Source organism: Salinicola sp. LHM (assembly GCF_034479735.1).
GTDB classification, from domain to species: domain Bacteria; phylum Pseudomonadota; class Gammaproteobacteria; order Pseudomonadales; family Halomonadaceae; genus Salinicola; species Salinicola salarius.
Genome location: NZ_CP140261.1, coordinates 264,129 through 278,639, shown reverse-complemented (window position 1 = coordinate 278,639; position 14,511 = coordinate 264,129). Strand labels below are relative to the sequence as shown.

Below are 14,511 nucleotides of genomic sequence, written 5' to 3'. Positions count from 1 at the left end.
GGAACCCCAATGCGCAACGATACCCGCGTCGCCTTCAACCGCCTGACGACTCAGATCGCCCAGCTCTCAGGCGTCACGTCCGCGACGGAATCATTCGCCGTCGAGCCGAGCGTCCAGCAGCGGCTCGAGAAACGAATCCAAGAGTCGAGCGAATTCCTCGGCATGGTCAACGTAATGGGCGTCGACGATCTCAAGGGCGAAAAGCTCGGCCTTGGTGTCACCGGTCCCATCGCCGGCCGTACCGACGTCAGCAAGAACGACCGCTCGCCGCGTGATATCACCGGCCTCACCGTTAACGACTACGAGTGTGCATCGACCGAGTTCGACACGTTCATTCCCTGGGGCAAGCTGGATGCCTGGGCCAAGTTCCCGAATTTTCAGGGCCTGGTACGCGACATGATCGTTCGCCAGCAGGCACTCGACCGCATCATGATCGGATTCAACGGCGTCCAGGCTGCACGGGAAACGAATCGCGAGACCTATCCACTACTGCAAGACGTCAACAAAGGGTGGCTGCAGCAGTATCGCGAAAACGCCCCCGAGCGAGTCATGACCAGCGGTAAGGCCGGTGGCAACATCCTGATCGGCAAAGCCGGCGATTACCTCCATCTCGACGCGCTGGTCGTCGATGCGGTCAACAACCTGGTCGAGCCCTGGTATCAGGAATCGACGGAGCTGGTCGCGGTAATGGGTCGGCAAATGCTGGCCGACAAGTATTTCCCGCTGATCAACCGTGACAACGCCCCGACCGAGCAGCGCGCCCTCGATCTGATCGTCAGCCAGAAGCGCGTCGGCGGTCTCCAGGCCGTGCGAGCGCCGTTCGTGCCCAACGGCGCCATCTTCATTACCTCGCTGAGCAACTTGTCGATCTACTGGCAGAACGGCAGCCGCCGCCGCTATCTGCGCGACCAGCCAAAGCGCAAGCGCGTGGAGAACTACGAGAGCTCGAACGACGCCTACGTCGTCGAGGATTACGGATTCGGATGCCTGATCGAGAACATCGAGCAGCTACCGGAAGCAGCTGAAAGCGAGGCGACGACCCAATGATCAGCCCAGCCCGTCAGCACTTTCAGCGCGTCACGGCCGCGAAAGCGGCCGGGGGCGCTACACCCGGCCAGCCGCAGAACGGCCCGCAGTACGAACTCATGATGGCCGCGCTCTACGATGCCCGGCGCGCGTTGAAACAGATCAAGTCGACCGAGGGGAAGATCGCCAAAAAAAGCGAGCTACTCCCGCAGTTCGATTCCTACGTCGAGGGTGTACTCGAGGCCGGCAACGGTGCCCAGGATGAAGTGCTGACTACCGTCCTGATCTGGCGCTTCGACATCGGCGACCTCGCCGGCGCGCTCGATATCGCCGGCTATGCGCTCGAGCACAAGCTCGACATGCCGGATCGGTTCGAGCGTGACCTCGAGAGCATCGTCGCCGAGCAGCTCGCCGAGGAAGTGCTCGCCCAGCTCGGCAAGCTCGACGACGACGCCGACCAGGCCGAGCGCCAGGCGCTCGGGACGCACCTCGCATCGCTCATGGTTCGCGCCCGCGAACTGCTCGATGGCGCCGACATGCACGATCAGATCTCGGCCAAGTTCCACAAGGCCTACGGCTACGCCCTGCGCGATGCGGACTGCCCAAGTGCGGCCATCGAGCAGCTCAAGCGCGCGCTCGAGCTGAACGACCGCGCGGGCGTGAAGCGAGACATCGAGACCCTCGAACGCCAGATCAAAAAGAACGCCAGCAACCAGTCGAGCCCGCAAGGCCACGGCTGACGCTGCGACCGAGTCGCACGCCGACCCCGGGAGGCATCGGGGGGAGATCCGGGCCATGTGCCCCACATCGTCGATCCCCGATCCACCTCCCTCTAATTCAACGGATCGCCCATGTCTCTAGTCGCTCACGGCGGTAGTGAAAGCCAGCACCGGCCCTCCCCGCCAATCCCGAACAACGGATTCTGGCCCGACATCGAACCGGGCGATTTTCGCGACCGTCATCGTATCGAGACGACGATCCCCGAAGGTCGCGTCGTTTATGCCCTCGGCGTCGCCATGCGAGACGTCAATCGCCAGCTCGCCGAGTTCCAGGCGCGCCAGCACGACGCCGGCGTCTATGCCTCCGACGCGGTGCCCGCCGAGCCCTGGCAGATGCCCGGCGACACGACCGCGCTCTATCGCCAGGCCGTCTACGCCAGCGCTCACGCGAGCATCCTCGAGGCGTATCGCGATTACAGCGCGACCCGATCCGGCGAAGAGGCCGGCGAGGTGAAGGACGAAGCCGCCGACGACTACCGCCGCAACTCGCGCTGGGCCGTCGCCGAGATCCTCGGCGAGCCTCACACCACGGTCGAGCTGATCTAGTGGCCCGCATCGTCCATGCGCGCCAGGGCGACACCGTGGACGCGATCTGTCAGCGCATCCACGGCCAAACGGCGGGAGTGACCGAGCAGCTGCTTGAGCTCAATCCCGGCCTCGCGGACCTGGGGCCGATCCTGCCCCAAGGCACACCGGTAACGGTGCCGGATCTGCCTCAACGTCAGCAGCGCACCGACTCCGTTCAGTTATGGGACTGACGACATGAGACGTCGACTCGACTACCACAACCATCGGCCCGATCCGCTGATCGTGCTCATCACGCTACTCATTGCCAACGCGGGGACGACCATGGCCCAGCAGCTCAACATCACTACCGAAGCGGTCAAATCCACGCCGCCGGCTATCGTCTCGCTGCTGCACGCCGGCGGCATGACGCCCAGCGACTGGATCACCGTCCTGACCCTCGCCTATCTAGCGCTGCAGATTGGCCTACTCGTGCCAAAGTACGTCGAGCGTTTCCGGGAGTGGCGTGAGCGTCGAGGGGATCGCTCATGAAAAACATCGGCCGTTGGATCGGCGGCAGTGCCATTGGTGGCGCCTGCGGTATCGCACTCTCGCTCGCTATCGGCGTCGTCAAGCACTACGAAGGCACCGAGCTCGAAGCCTACCCGGACCCGGTGGGAATCCCGACCATCTGTACCGGCCATACCGGTTCAGATGTCACGCTCCATCAGACCCGAACGCCGGAAGAGTGCGAGGCACTGCTCGCCGGCGATCTCGGCGAAGCGTTCAACGCTATCGACCGTCAGGTCGCGCCAGAGATCAACGCGACAATGCCGCCTACGCGCCGTGCTGCGCTGGCCAGCTGGATTTTCAATGTCGGCGAAGGGGCGTTCCGTCGTTCGACTCTGCTCGAACAGCTCAACGCCGGTCGCATCCGCAACGCTTGTAACGAGCTGTCGAAGTGGGTCTACGCCGGTGGCCGCAAACTCGCCGGGCTGGTGAAGCGACGCGCGACCGAGCGCGAACTCTGTCTCGCGGGGCTCGAATGAACGCCCGAGCGCTTGCCGTCGTCGCCGGCCTGGCCATCGCCTACGGTGGCGGTTGGCTCTCGCGCGGCTGGTTCGAAGACGCCCAGCGACTCACCGAAGAGCGCGCCGCCCAGCTGCTCGCCGATGCCGCGTTGGACCGCGAAGCCGACATCGCCGGCATCGTCGAAAACCGTCTCGCCGAGCTCGACGCCAGCGAGCGCGTCATCGATAGGGGAATCATCCGTGAGATCCAGAAACCGATTTATCGCAACGTGTGTCTCGGCGCTGATGCTGTCCGCCTGCTCAACGACGCCGCCGCCGGGCGATCCCCCGATTCAACAGAACCTCAAGCGCAAATGCCCGACGACGCTGCCGCCGCTGACTGATGGCACCGGCGGCGACGTCGTGCTGACGATGAAAGCCTGGGCGAGCCTCTACCACGGCTGCGCCACCCGACATAACGGACTCGTGGACGCCCTCGATGCGAAAACTCACTAGCCTGCGCCAGCACCTGCTCGATAGCGTGCCCGGTCTCGCTCACGATCCGGATCGCCTGCGCACCTACGTCCCCGACGGTGGGATCAAGTTCCACCGTGGCCAGCATCTCTCCCATGAGTACCGCGTCACGGCCGAGGTCATCGTCATCGGCTGCGGTGGAGATCTCGACCCTGTCGTGTTGCCGCTGCTGCAGTGGCTCGCCCGATACCAACCCGACGCTGATCCCGACCAGGCGTTACGCTTCACGCTCGAGATTCATTCAAATACCGACGTCGATGTCATTTTCAGCGTCGAGCTGACCGAGCGTGTCGTTGCCCTGGTCGACTGCGCAGCCGGTCAGATCCGCAGCGAACACCGCATGCCCGAGCACCCGCTCGATGCCTGCCCCGCCGAGCGCTGGCAACTGCTCGTTCGGCGGGATCCTAACGCTGATTATGAGCTCGCCGCCGAGTGGGGCAGCGCGTGAGCGATGACGCGCTGGCCCAGCTCGACGACTGGGTCGAGCCGCTGCTCGCCAAGCTTGAGTCCGCCGAACGGAAGAAGCTCGCGCGCGAGATCGGAATCGCGCTGCGCAAGCGGCAACAGCAGCGAATCCGGCTGCAGAAGAACCCCGACGGTACGCCCTACGCCAAGCGTGTCGGCAAGAAAAAGCGCCGGCGCGCACGTAAACGGCTGCGCTTCATCTACGAGAAACCCGGACACGAAGCCGAAGAGCGCGAAATCGTAAACTGGTTTTCCACGCCCGAGACCTATTTCGGGTTCGACCAGCGCCATGCCGGCTCCCTGCGCACGTTCAAAAAACGCCGTGTCGTCCGTGTGCTCGAGATCGATCTGACCCCAGTCGCGGACCCGCGCGAGAAAGCCGGCAAGCGCAACTCGAGCGAAGCGATGTTCGCGAAGCTTCGCACCGCACGCTATCTCAAGATGAAAGCGACAGCGGATCGCGTCTCGATCGGTTACGAGGGTCGAATCGCTCACATTGCCCGCATCCACCAGGAGGGCAAGCGCGCGCCGGTCAACAGCCACCTTGAGTATGACTACCCGGAACGCCAGCTTCTCGGCACCACGCCGGACGACATCGAGCTCGTCCACGACATCCTGATTCGCCATCTCGGCGGCAACCTTCAGGGCTAACGCGTTGTAGATCCACGATCTACAACGCGCGTCGCTAGAGCTCAGCGAACCGGCGCGCAACCATCGCGGCATGAATAACGCCGCCGAACTCCGTCGTCTGATCAACAACCTGGTCCGCCTGGGCACCATCGCCGAGGTTGATCATGGCGATCCTGAAGCCGATCCACCTCGGCCGCCGCGCGTGCGCGTCCAGTCCGGCGACATGCTGACCGACTGGCTGCCCTGGATCGAAGAGCGAGCGGGCACCACCCGCGACTGGAACCCGCCCACGGTCGGCGAACAAGTCGTCGTGTTTTCGCCCGGTGGCGATCCGGCTTCCGGGTTCGTCATGACCGGCCTCTTTCGCCAGGCACACCCCGCTCCGTCGAGCGATCCCAACGTAATCGGCCGCTGGTACCCGGACGGCACCCGTATCGAGTACGACCACGAAGCTCACCGGCTGCTGATCAAGTGCGTTGGCGACATCCATTTGGAAGTCGACGGCAACCTGACCGCGACCGTCGGCGGCGACATGAAAGCCACGGTCGCGGGCGTCGCGACCGTCGACGCCAAGTCGATCCATCACAACAAGGGCACCGGCGTCGTTACCACCTCCCATATCTGCCACTTCACCGGCAATCCGCACGGTGACGGCTCCTCGACTGTGACGGCGGGGAAATAGGCCATGGCACTGAATAAATCGCAGCTCAAGAACCGAATCGTGAGTGAGATGCGCGCCCAGGGCGCAACCTCTAGCGGCCAGTACAGCTGGGTCAACCGCATGGCCGAGGCCATCGCGAATGCCGTCGTCGACGAGATCCAGTCAAACGCTCAGGTACCCGTCACCGGCGGTTCGAGCGCCGGCACATACAAGGTGGAATGACATGCCAGGTATGAACCGGGCTACCGGCCAATCCATCGACGGACTCGAGCACATTCGGCAGTCGATCGCCGACATTCTGACGACGCCCATCGGCTCGCGCGTCATGCGTCGCGAGTACGGGTCGCTGATCCCCTCGCTGATCGACCAACCAACTAACGATGCCCTCATGCTCCAGGTCTACAGCGCGGCGGTTATGGCCATCATTCGCTGGGAGCCACGGGTCACGATCCAATCGATCCGCCGCAGCGTCAGCACGACGCAACCCGGTACAGCAACGCTCGCCATCGAGGCAACGACCAATGACGGCGAAAGCGTCACGTTGGAAGCGCCACTCCAATGAGCTCACCCATCGATCTCTCACAGCTCCCCGCGCCGGATGTCGTCGAGACCCTCGACTACGAGACGATCTTCGCCGAGCGCAAGTCACGCCTGGTCGCGCTCTACCCGGCCGACGAGCAAGACAACATCGCCGCGCGCCTCGAACTGGAGTCCGAGCCGCTGGTGAAGCTTTTACAAGAGAACGCTTACCGCGAGCTGGTGCTACGTCAACGCATCAACGATGCCGCACGCGCCGTCATGATCGCCACGGCCGGCGGCGCGGATCTCGAAAACCTCTCTGCACTGCTGGGCGTCGCGAAACTCACCAACGAAACCGACGATGAGCTACGTGCTCGTACGGTTATGGCGTTGGAGGGCTACCCGACCGCCGGCTCGGTGGGTGCATACAAGTTCCATGCCCTCAGCGCCCACCCGGACGTCAAGGATGTTGCCGTTCTGAGCCCAACCCCCGGGCTCGTGCGGCTGGTGATCCTTGCCAAGTCCGGCGATGGCACGCCGAGCGATGACGTTCTCGACGCCGTGCGTCAGGCAGCGACCGCCGACCATGTTCGTCCCCTGACCGACACTGTCGAGGTCATCGCCGCCACGATCACCCCGTACGCCATTCGCGCCACGCTCTACGTCGAATCCGGACCGTCTGCCGATACCGTTCGTGCCGCCGCCGAAGCCGCCGTTCGGGAATACGCCGAGGCTCGGCGGGCGCTGGGCGCCTACGTCGCGCTATCCGGCATTGCGGCTGCGCTACACCGTGCTGGCGTGCGGCGAATCGAGATCGCCGCGCCAATCACCGACATCGACAACGAAGAAAGCGCTGCCGCCTCTCTCGTCGCCCTCGAGCTGACAACGGAGGTCGCATCGTGAGCACGCCGATGCTGCCCCCCAATGCGACCCCGCTGGAACGGCGGGTCGCGAGTGTGAACGGCGCCATCAGCGACCTGCCGACACCGCTTCGCACCCTCTGGAACCCGGCGACGATCCGCGCCGATCTGTTGCCCTATCTCGCATGGGCGCTCTCGATCGGTATCGAATGGGAGTTCGCGCGCACGGAAGCCGAGCGACGTGCCCTGGTCGCGTCCGCCGTCGACCTGCACCGCTACAAGGGCACGCCTTACGCCATCCGGCGTGGCCTGCAGCTCCTGGGCTTCCGGGATGCGGAAATCATCGAAGGCATGGCGGTCATCCAGCACGACAGCGAGATCGTTCGCGACGGCAGCCAGGCCTTTGCCGGTAGCGCTCGCTGGGCGCTGTTCCGGATCGTTGCCGACCTCGGCAATCAGGAAGGTCTCGATGCCGCCCAGGTGGCTCGCGTGCGCCGCATCGTCGAGACCTACAAGAACGCCCGTTCGCACCTTCACGCGCTGTCGTTCCGAGTCAACGTCACCACCGCCGTCGAGCACCCGACAACGATCTCCCTACCGCTCCACGTCGGCTGGCAGCCAGCTCGCGCCAAGGGCGTGCGCGACGGCCGTCTCGCTCGCGGCAGCACACGCCGTTACCGCCGTGACGGGAAGATCCGCTTCGATGGCGCACTGGATCGCGCGGCCCGCGTCGTCAGCGCGACCACTCACTACCGCGCCGGCGAGATCTATCTGCGATCGCCGATAAGCGTGCGGCTGCGCACGCCGCTGGCTCGCGATGCCCTGCTACCGCGCGATGGCCGCCTGGCGTTCGACGGCAGCGCCCGGCGTGGTACCGCGATGGCCACCGTGACACCGCCGACGCTCCGTGTCGCCCGCACGCTGCTGCGCGACGGCCGCAGCGCACGGGGCGGATTCGGGCCGGCCCGCGATGGCGCCCATACCTACGCCGATGGACGCCTCCGTGGCGCCCGCTACCGGCACGCCACCCACACCACCACCGAGGCGTTCGCATGATCACCCGAGGTTTCTACACCGCACTCGGCCGCCTGCTGGCCAACGCCGATCCGGCGGCCGTCGTCGCCGAGGTCGGATTCGGTACCGGCAACACGTCCGAGACCTTCGACGACACGACGCTGACCGGCGCCTACCGCAAACCCATCGAGCGTATCGAAGTCGTCGCCGACAACCCTCGCCAACTACGTGCGCACTGGGCGCTCGAGCGTAACGAAGCCAACGGCCTGCCGATTCGCGAGATCGGCCTGTTCACCGCCGACGACGTGTTGATCGCCCGTGTTACGCGCGCCTCGGCGATCGAGAAAACCCCCGACATGGAACTGGGCGACTGGTTCGAGCTGACACTGTAGGAGCTACAGCAATGGCAACATTCCCCGAGAAGGAAAACGCCGGATTTCCCGAGATCTACATTCTCGAGGAGACCGATCCGGTCGTCGGTGGACCCGACGGCATCGATAACAAGCCGCACAAGCAGCTCGCCGAACGCGACGAACATCTGCGTCAGCGCCTCGTGCCGCTCGAGAAAACGGCCGTAGAACAGGAGAAGCGCCTGCAGTCGGTCGAAATCTCCGGCTCGGTCAGCGTCGGCCGTGCCTTTCCGATCTGGCTCGCCGAGTCCGACCAGGGCGCCGACTTCGAACTGTTCGCCGATGCCGCCTATACCTGGCGCGACTATGCCCCGGCAGCGATCGTCTCGACCGTCGCCGGCGACGAGTCGGTGGACGTGGCCACCACCAATAACCTCACCGTGGGCGATGCCTACGTGATCATCGACGTCGGCGGTACCACCGAGGTAGTCGAGGTCGAGAAGATCCTCACCGCGACCCGCTTCCGCGCGGCGGCCACGCTGACCAAAACGCGCGCCAACAGCGGGACGCTTGCCCGTACGAGCTGGGATATTCGCGCCGGTTACGCACTGGCCGGCAACGGTCGCTATTTCAGTCGCGAGATCAAGACGCTGCGCTACGACAACGCCGGTCGCCTGATCGTGCGTCGCGTCGCCGGCGACGGCAGCGTGCGAGTCAAGGCGCGGCGTACCAATGCCCCGGCCACCGGCTGGCAAAACGCCCCGCTCAAGCGCTCGGCAGCCACCGAGGACGGCTATACCGACCTCGAGTTCCGCCTGCCGGTGGGCGGCACCATCGAACTGCAGCTCGAGACCCAGCTCGGCGAGAGTGGCGAGCCGATCGAGATCCATTACCTGGTGTGTTTGCCCGAGGTGCGCGCGGGACGCGCGGACGCGGTGCGCAAGCCGACCAACGTCGCCCCGGCCGAGGGTGCGGTCGACGTCATGGAAACCCCCGCGCTGACCGGCAATGTCTATTACTCGCTGTATGGCATCGCTCATCGGGGTGCCGAGTTTGAGGTTGCCACCGACGCTGACTTCGCCAACATCGTCTACCAAGGCAGCGAAGCCACAGCGGCGACACAGCACACTGTCGCCAGCGGCATCCTCGCCACTGACGAGGTCTATTTCTGGCGCTGCCGCTACCAGGACGCCGAGGGCACCTGGTCGCCCTGGTCCAAGCCGACTGGCTTCTCGACCGGTACGGTCTTCGAGTACGTTGCTCCGCCGGTGATCTCCTCGCCAGCGACCAACGCGACCGGCGTCAGCCTGATGCCGGCCATTGCCACCGCAGAGTTCGAGGCTGTCGGCACGAATGACGCACACGTAGCTAGCCAGTACCAAATCGCCACCGACAGCGCCTTTACCGCAATCGCCTATGACAGCGGTACGGTGGCTGATCTGACCAGTCATCGGCTCGCCACGGCCTTGGCACGCGAGACGCGCTACTACCTGCGGGTGCGCTTCCAGGGCGAGACGCTGGGCTGGTCCGACTGGTCGGTCGTGCGTGGCTTCACCACCACCAACAGCGCCAACCAGCCGACGATCACCTCGCCAGCCGACGGCGCTGCCGACGTGGATTTCGGCAACGGCGTGACTGTCAGCGCCTCGAGCTTCAGCTTCCCTGGCGGTGGCGAGGCGCATGTCGCCTCCGATTGGGAGATCCGCGAAGCCGATAGTGGCACCGTCATCGCCAGCAGTACCGATGATGGCGCCAACCTGACGAACTGGACCGCACCGGGTGCCGAGTTAGAAGGATTGAACGAATACCAGGTGCGAGTTCGCTACAAGGGGGCGACCACCGGATACAGCCCTTGGTCGGCCTGGTCGGCGTTCACTACCGGCCCAGCCGTGGGCGAGGCGATTTTCACGATTCCAGGAACGTTTTCGTGGACGGTACCCGGCGGGGTTACCCTGCTCTCTGGCCTGGCCATCGGTGGTGGTGGCGGTGCAGGCGATTTCAGTGCGGGCTTACCTGGCGGCAGCTCTTCCATTGGCTCATACCTAACCGCTCACGGGGGGCAGGGGGGCTCTAACTCCTCAGATGGTGGAGATGTCTCGGGTGGATCGGGCGCCGGAGGTAGCGGTGGTAACGGCGGTAGCGGCGGCAGTGGAGACGCCGGTTACGGTACAGGCACCGGTGGTGGTGGCGGTGCCGGCGGATATGCGGGTGATGGCGGTGCCGGGGGTCCCGATGATGTCGATGGCACGGCTGGTACAGGTGGCGCGGGAGGTGGCGGGGCCGGAACAGTCAACTATGGCGGCTCTGCCGGCGGCGGTGGCGGCGTTGGGCTGCTTGGCCAGGGCGCATCGGGGAGTGGCGGCACCGTTTCGAGCGACCCATTGATTCAAGCGGGGCATGGCGGCAGTAACGGCGAAGATGCCAACGATAGCGTCGGCGGGAAATATGGCGGGGGCGCAGGCGGCAATCGCGGTGGCGGCGGCGGAGGTGGCGGCTTGCGCTACCTGAACGACATTGCCGTGGTGCCGGGTGAGACCATCACTATCACAGTCGGCGCCGGTGGTGTCGCTGCCGAGCCCCCCTCCCAAGGAGCGGCAGGCGGCCAAGGCGCCGTGCGCATCATCTGGGGGCCGGGCCGCTCGTTCCCGGATAATGCTGCATGAGCGAGTACGTCGTGAGCTACACAACGCCGGTCGCATCCGGCGACGCCCAGGTCAGCGCCGCGGGGATCTTCGCGGCGCAGGCCGAGGCGACCACTGCCGTGCGCATCCTCACCGGCCATCCGGTCGAATCCATCCAGATCACCGCCGTGCGTGACGCGCACGGCACCCTGCTTTGGGAGCCTGAATCATGACCCGCTATGCCCGTATCACCGACGACAATAAATGCGCCGAGTTCATCGACTTCGAGCCGCAGGGGCGTTTCCACCCATCCATCCGTTGGCTGGAAGTGCCCGAGGCGCTCGAGCGCTGGGTCGGTCACGACTACATCGCTATCGATGACGAGATCCAGCCGCCGAGCCTCGATCACCTGCGCGGCCAACTCAAAACCGAGCTGGCCAGCATCCGCTTTGCCCGCGAAACCGCTGGCGTCATCCTGCCCGACGGCTCCAAGGTCCGCACCGATCGCGAGAGCCAGGCGCAGGTCAACAGCGCCTACACGACCCTGCGTGACGGATTCCTGCCGACGGCGGATTTCAAAGGCGCGAATGGCTGGGTCGCGATCACGCTGGAAGAGATCACCCCGATCGCCAAGGCCGTCGCCCAGCATGTGCAGCCGTGTTTCACCGCGGAGCGCCGCGTCAGCGAGCAGCAGATCGACGCCGTCGAAACGCTCGACGAACTGCTCGCGATCGATCTCGAAGCCGCGTTCGTAGGCGAGCTTGAAGCAGCCAAGGCAACTGCCACCGCAGCGAGGTAACGTCACGACAAGGACTCGTCAATGAACCAAGCCCGCTTCGGCGGGCTTGCTTGTGTTTGAGACGTCGTGACACTCAACTGGCGATCTCATCCACTGAGATAAACAACATGCAAATCAGCAACGACGTCATGGCCTTGGTCGCAGAGTTAAAACACCACAGGACACCCAATGCAGGGATCATAGAAGACGCCCTGATCGTACGAATGCAAACGGCGACCACAGATGAAAGAAAGCTTCTCCAGGACGCACTCGACGTATATCGCCGCCCGCCCCAGCAACGCCTCGGTTCATAGCCATCGAGATCCAGCCCGCTTCGGCGGGCTTTCCGTGCCTGCCCTACCCCCGCGTTGTAGATCCCGAATCTACAACGCCCACCGCTAGAGCCTGAGCGCCGCGCGGGAAACCATGGGCCCCTGCATGCACAGCAACCCGCTAACCTGCGCAGGAGCTCGCCCATGGCGACCGATTACCATCACGGCGTTCGCGTCGTCGAGATCAACGAAGGCACCCGCCCGATCCGCACCGTCTCCACGGCGGTGGTCGGCATGGTCGCCACGGCTGAAGACGCCGATCCCGATCTATTCCCACTGAATACCCCGGTGCTCGTCACCGACGCCTACACCGCGCTCGGCAAGGCCGGCGACACCGGCACCCTCGCCCGCTCGCTGGATGCCATCGTCGATCAGGCCAAGCCGGTGTCGGTCATCGTCCGCGTCGCCGAAGGCGAGACCGCAGACGAGACCAAGGCCAACATCATCGGCAACGTCGAAGGCAGCGGCCAGAAGACCGGCATCCAGGCGCTGCTGGCCGCTCAGGCCAAGTTCGGCATCAAGCCGCGGATCCTCGGCGTGCCGGAGCTCGACGACGAAGACGTCGGCGCCGCGCTGATCAGCGTCGCCCAGAAGCTCCGCGCCTTCGCCTATCTCTCCGCCTTCGGCTGCACCTCGGTCGAAGAAGCGACGCTGTATCGCCAGGCTTACGGCGCTCGCGAAGCGATGGTGATCTGGCCGGACTTCACCGGATTCGATGTCGATGCCGCTCAGACCCGCAACCTCTCCGCCGTCGCCCGCGCCATGGGGCTGCGCGCCAAGATCGACGAGGAGACCGGCTGGCACAAGACGTTGAGCAACGTCGCGGTCAATGGCGTCACCGGGCTCTCGCACGACATCTACTGGGATCTGCAAGATCCCGCGACCGACGCCGGCGTGTTGAACGCCGCGGACGTCACCACGCTGATCAATCGCGACGGCTTCCGCTTCTGGGGCTCTCGCACCTGCTCCGACGATCCACTGTTCGCCTTCGAGAACTACACCCGCACCGCCCAGGTATTGGCCGACACCATGGCAGAGGCCCACCTCTGGGCGATCGACAAGCCGATGCACCCCAGCCTGGCGCGAGACATCATCGAAGGCATCAACGCCAAGATGCGCGAGCTGACGCGTCAGGGTTATCTGCTCGGCGGTAGCGCCTGGTTCGACGGCGAGATCAACACCACCGATGTCCTCAAGAGCGGCAAGTTGTACATCGACTACGACTACACCCCGGTCCCGCCGCTCGAAAATCTCATGCTGCAGCAGCGCATCAGCGACCAGTACCTGGTCGACTTCGCCGCGCGCGTCGCCGCTTAAGGAGAAACCGAGAAATGGCACTCCCCAACATCCTCAAGGACTTCAACCTGTTCGGCGACGGCAACAACTGGCAGGGCAAGATTCCCTCGTTGACGCTGCCCGAGCTCGCCCGCCGCATGGTCGAGTACGAAGGCGGCGGCATGGACGGCCCCATCGAGGTCGACCAAGGCCACCAGGTCATGACGATGGAATGGACCGCCGGCGGCCTGATCGTCGATGGCCTGTTCGATTCGTTCGGCTCGCCCGTGCACGACGCCGCGATGCTGCGCATGACCGGCAGCTACGAAAGTGACGAAACCGGCCAGGTCATCCCGGTCGAGATCGTCGTGCGTGGCCGTCACAAGACGATCGGTATGGGCGAAGGCAGCAAGGGTGACAACAACACCATGTCGATCACCACGACCATCAGCTACTACAAGCTGACCGTCGATGGTGAAGACATCATCGAGCGCGACGTGCCCGGCTACGTCTTCAAGGTACGCGGCGAAGACCGCCTGGCCGACCGGCGCCAGGCGCTCGGCCTGTAGTTCATCTAGCCAACCGACCCGATGCCCGGCCGGTTGCCGGGCTCTCTTACCGATGACCGATGGAGCAACACCATGACCGAACAGACCACCACCGCCGAAAGCACCGAAGCCGTCGACGCCACCTCGGCGACATCCGACAACGAAACCGTCGTCACGCTGGACTACCCGATCCAACGCGGCAGCAAGCAAGTCACCGAGATCACCGTGCGCAAGCCGAAGTCCGGCGCGCTGCGTGGCGTCTCGCTGACCGATCTGCTCCAGCAGGACGTGACGGTGCTGACCAAGGTGCTGCCGCGCATCACCGAACCGTCCCTCTCCGAAGCCGAGCTTCGCAACATCGACCCGGCCGATCTCTTCCAGCTCGGCGGTGCGGTGACGGGTTTTTTGCTGCCGAAGCGTCTGCGGGAAGAGAGCGCCTGACGCTACCCAACCACGTCGATGACGCCATGGCGGATCTCGCCATGGTGTTCCACTGGACGCCCAGCGACATGGACGAGATGTCGCTCGAGGAACTCACGGAATGGCGCGAGCGCGCCCGCATCCGTTACGAGCCACCCAAGCAATCCCCGCAACGATAGGAAGCC

Annotated in this window: 22 protein-coding genes; all 22 read left to right on the top strand. The window is 64.8% G+C overall.

Annotation, left to right across the window (positions count from 1 at the left end; all coding sequences use genetic code 11):
- The first annotated feature begins 9 nt into the window (after positions 1-9).
- The 22 genes from R5R73_RS01390 to R5R73_RS01285 all read left to right on the top strand — a co-directional run bounded on the left by R5R73_RS01390 (position 10) and on the right by R5R73_RS01285 (position 14,505).
- Positions 10-1,047 (top strand): phage major capsid protein, P2 family, encoded by a 1,038-nt coding sequence (locus tag R5R73_RS01390; protein ID WP_322528566.1) that lies wholly within the window; start codon positions 10-12, stop codon positions 1,045-1,047.
- On the top strand, positions 1,044-1,766 hold the full coding sequence (gene gpM / locus R5R73_RS01385) for a phage terminase small subunit (protein ID WP_322528565.1): 723 nt from the start codon (positions 1,044-1,046) through the stop codon (positions 1,764-1,766). Before R5R73_RS01390 ends, gpM begins: the two co-directional genes overlap by 4 nt.
- A gap of 111 nt (positions 1,767-1,877) precedes the next feature.
- On the top strand, positions 1,878-2,351 hold the full coding sequence (locus tag R5R73_RS01380; protein ID WP_322528564.1) for a head completion/stabilization protein: 474 nt from the start codon (positions 1,878-1,880) through the stop codon (positions 2,349-2,351).
- A complete protein-coding gene (locus R5R73_RS01375) occupies positions 2,351-2,563 on the top strand; it encodes a tail protein X (RefSeq protein ID WP_322528563.1) in 213 nt (70 codons plus the stop codon). Before R5R73_RS01380 ends, R5R73_RS01375 begins: the two co-directional genes overlap by 1 nt.
- A 4-nt stretch (positions 2,564-2,567) precedes the next feature.
- A complete protein-coding gene (locus R5R73_RS01370) occupies positions 2,568-2,861 on the top strand; it encodes a hypothetical protein (protein WP_322528562.1) in 294 nt (97 codons plus the stop codon).
- Complete coding sequence (locus R5R73_RS01365) at positions 2,858-3,358, top strand: lysozyme (RefSeq protein ID WP_322528561.1); 501 nt, start codon at positions 2,858-2,860, stop codon at positions 3,356-3,358. Before R5R73_RS01370 ends, R5R73_RS01365 begins: the two co-directional genes overlap by 4 nt.
- Positions 3,355-3,723: a hypothetical protein gene (locus tag R5R73_RS01360; RefSeq protein ID WP_322528560.1), complete on the top strand. Its 369-nt coding sequence runs from the start codon at positions 3,355-3,357 to the stop codon at positions 3,721-3,723. The genes R5R73_RS01365 and R5R73_RS01360 overlap by 4 nt, the downstream gene beginning before the upstream one ends.
- Before the next feature lie 95 nt (positions 3,724-3,818).
- Positions 3,819-4,301 carry a phage tail protein gene (locus R5R73_RS01355; RefSeq protein WP_322528559.1) on the top strand — a complete coding sequence of 161 codons (483 nt, stop codon included), beginning with the start codon at positions 3,819-3,821 and terminating at the stop codon, positions 4,299-4,301.
- Entirely contained in the window at positions 4,298-4,969 is a 672-nt protein-coding gene (locus R5R73_RS01350) for a phage virion morphogenesis protein (protein ID WP_322528558.1), read from the top strand. The genes R5R73_RS01355 and R5R73_RS01350 overlap by 4 nt, the downstream gene beginning before the upstream one ends.
- A 70-nt stretch (positions 4,970-5,039) precedes the next feature.
- Positions 5,040-5,630, top strand: a complete 591-nt coding sequence (locus R5R73_RS01345) for a phage baseplate assembly protein V (RefSeq protein ID WP_322528557.1) — start codon at positions 5,040-5,042, stop codon at positions 5,628-5,630.
- Between the two features lie 3 nt (positions 5,631-5,633).
- Positions 5,634-5,831, top strand: a complete 198-nt coding sequence (locus R5R73_RS01340) for a hypothetical protein (RefSeq protein WP_322528556.1) — start codon at positions 5,634-5,636, stop codon at positions 5,829-5,831.
- 1 nt (position 5,832) lies between these two features.
- Complete coding sequence (locus R5R73_RS01335; protein WP_322528555.1) at positions 5,833-6,171, top strand: GPW/gp25 family protein; 339 nt, start codon at positions 5,833-5,835, stop codon at positions 6,169-6,171.
- On the top strand, positions 6,168-7,031 hold the full coding sequence (locus R5R73_RS01330; RefSeq protein WP_322528554.1) for a baseplate assembly protein: 864 nt from the start codon (positions 6,168-6,170) through the stop codon (positions 7,029-7,031). Before R5R73_RS01335 ends, R5R73_RS01330 begins: the two co-directional genes overlap by 4 nt.
- Positions 7,028-8,044: a phage tail protein I gene (locus R5R73_RS01325; protein WP_322528553.1), complete on the top strand. Its 1,017-nt coding sequence runs from the start codon at positions 7,028-7,030 to the stop codon at positions 8,042-8,044. The genes R5R73_RS01330 and R5R73_RS01325 overlap by 4 nt, the downstream gene beginning before the upstream one ends.
- A complete protein-coding gene (locus R5R73_RS01320) occupies positions 8,041-8,394 on the top strand; it encodes a hypothetical protein (RefSeq protein WP_322528552.1) in 354 nt (117 codons plus the stop codon). The genes R5R73_RS01325 and R5R73_RS01320 overlap by 4 nt, the downstream gene beginning before the upstream one ends.
- A gap of 11 nt (positions 8,395-8,405) precedes the next feature.
- Complete coding sequence (locus R5R73_RS01315; protein WP_322528551.1) at positions 8,406-11,015, top strand: hypothetical protein; 2,610 nt, start codon at positions 8,406-8,408, stop codon at positions 11,013-11,015.
- Positions 11,012-11,206 (top strand): hypothetical protein, encoded by a 195-nt coding sequence (locus R5R73_RS01310; protein ID WP_322528550.1) that lies wholly within the window; start codon positions 11,012-11,014, stop codon positions 11,204-11,206. The genes R5R73_RS01315 and R5R73_RS01310 overlap by 4 nt, the downstream gene beginning before the upstream one ends.
- Positions 11,203-11,772 (top strand): DUF4376 domain-containing protein, encoded by a 570-nt coding sequence (locus R5R73_RS01305; RefSeq protein ID WP_322528549.1) that lies wholly within the window; start codon positions 11,203-11,205, stop codon positions 11,770-11,772. The genes R5R73_RS01310 and R5R73_RS01305 overlap by 4 nt, the downstream gene beginning before the upstream one ends.
- A gap of 455 nt (positions 11,773-12,227) precedes the next feature.
- Positions 12,228-13,400 (top strand): phage tail sheath protein, encoded by a 1,173-nt coding sequence (locus R5R73_RS01300; RefSeq protein ID WP_322528548.1) that lies wholly within the window; start codon positions 12,228-12,230, stop codon positions 13,398-13,400.
- A gap of 14 nt (positions 13,401-13,414) precedes the next feature.
- Positions 13,415-13,927, top strand: coding sequence for a phage major tail tube protein (locus R5R73_RS01295; protein ID WP_322528547.1), 513 nt, complete (start codon positions 13,415-13,417; stop codon positions 13,925-13,927).
- 72 nt (positions 13,928-13,999) lie between these two features.
- A complete protein-coding gene (locus R5R73_RS01290) occupies positions 14,000-14,347 on the top strand; it encodes a phage tail assembly protein (RefSeq protein ID WP_322528546.1) in 348 nt (115 codons plus the stop codon).
- Between the two features lie 26 nt (positions 14,348-14,373).
- The gene (locus tag R5R73_RS01285) at positions 14,374-14,505 is read left to right on the top strand and encodes a GpE family phage tail protein (RefSeq protein WP_322528545.1); all 132 of its coding nucleotides are present in this window, start codon (positions 14,374-14,376) and stop codon (positions 14,503-14,505) included.
- The last annotated feature ends 6 nt before the right edge of the window (positions 14,506-14,511 follow it).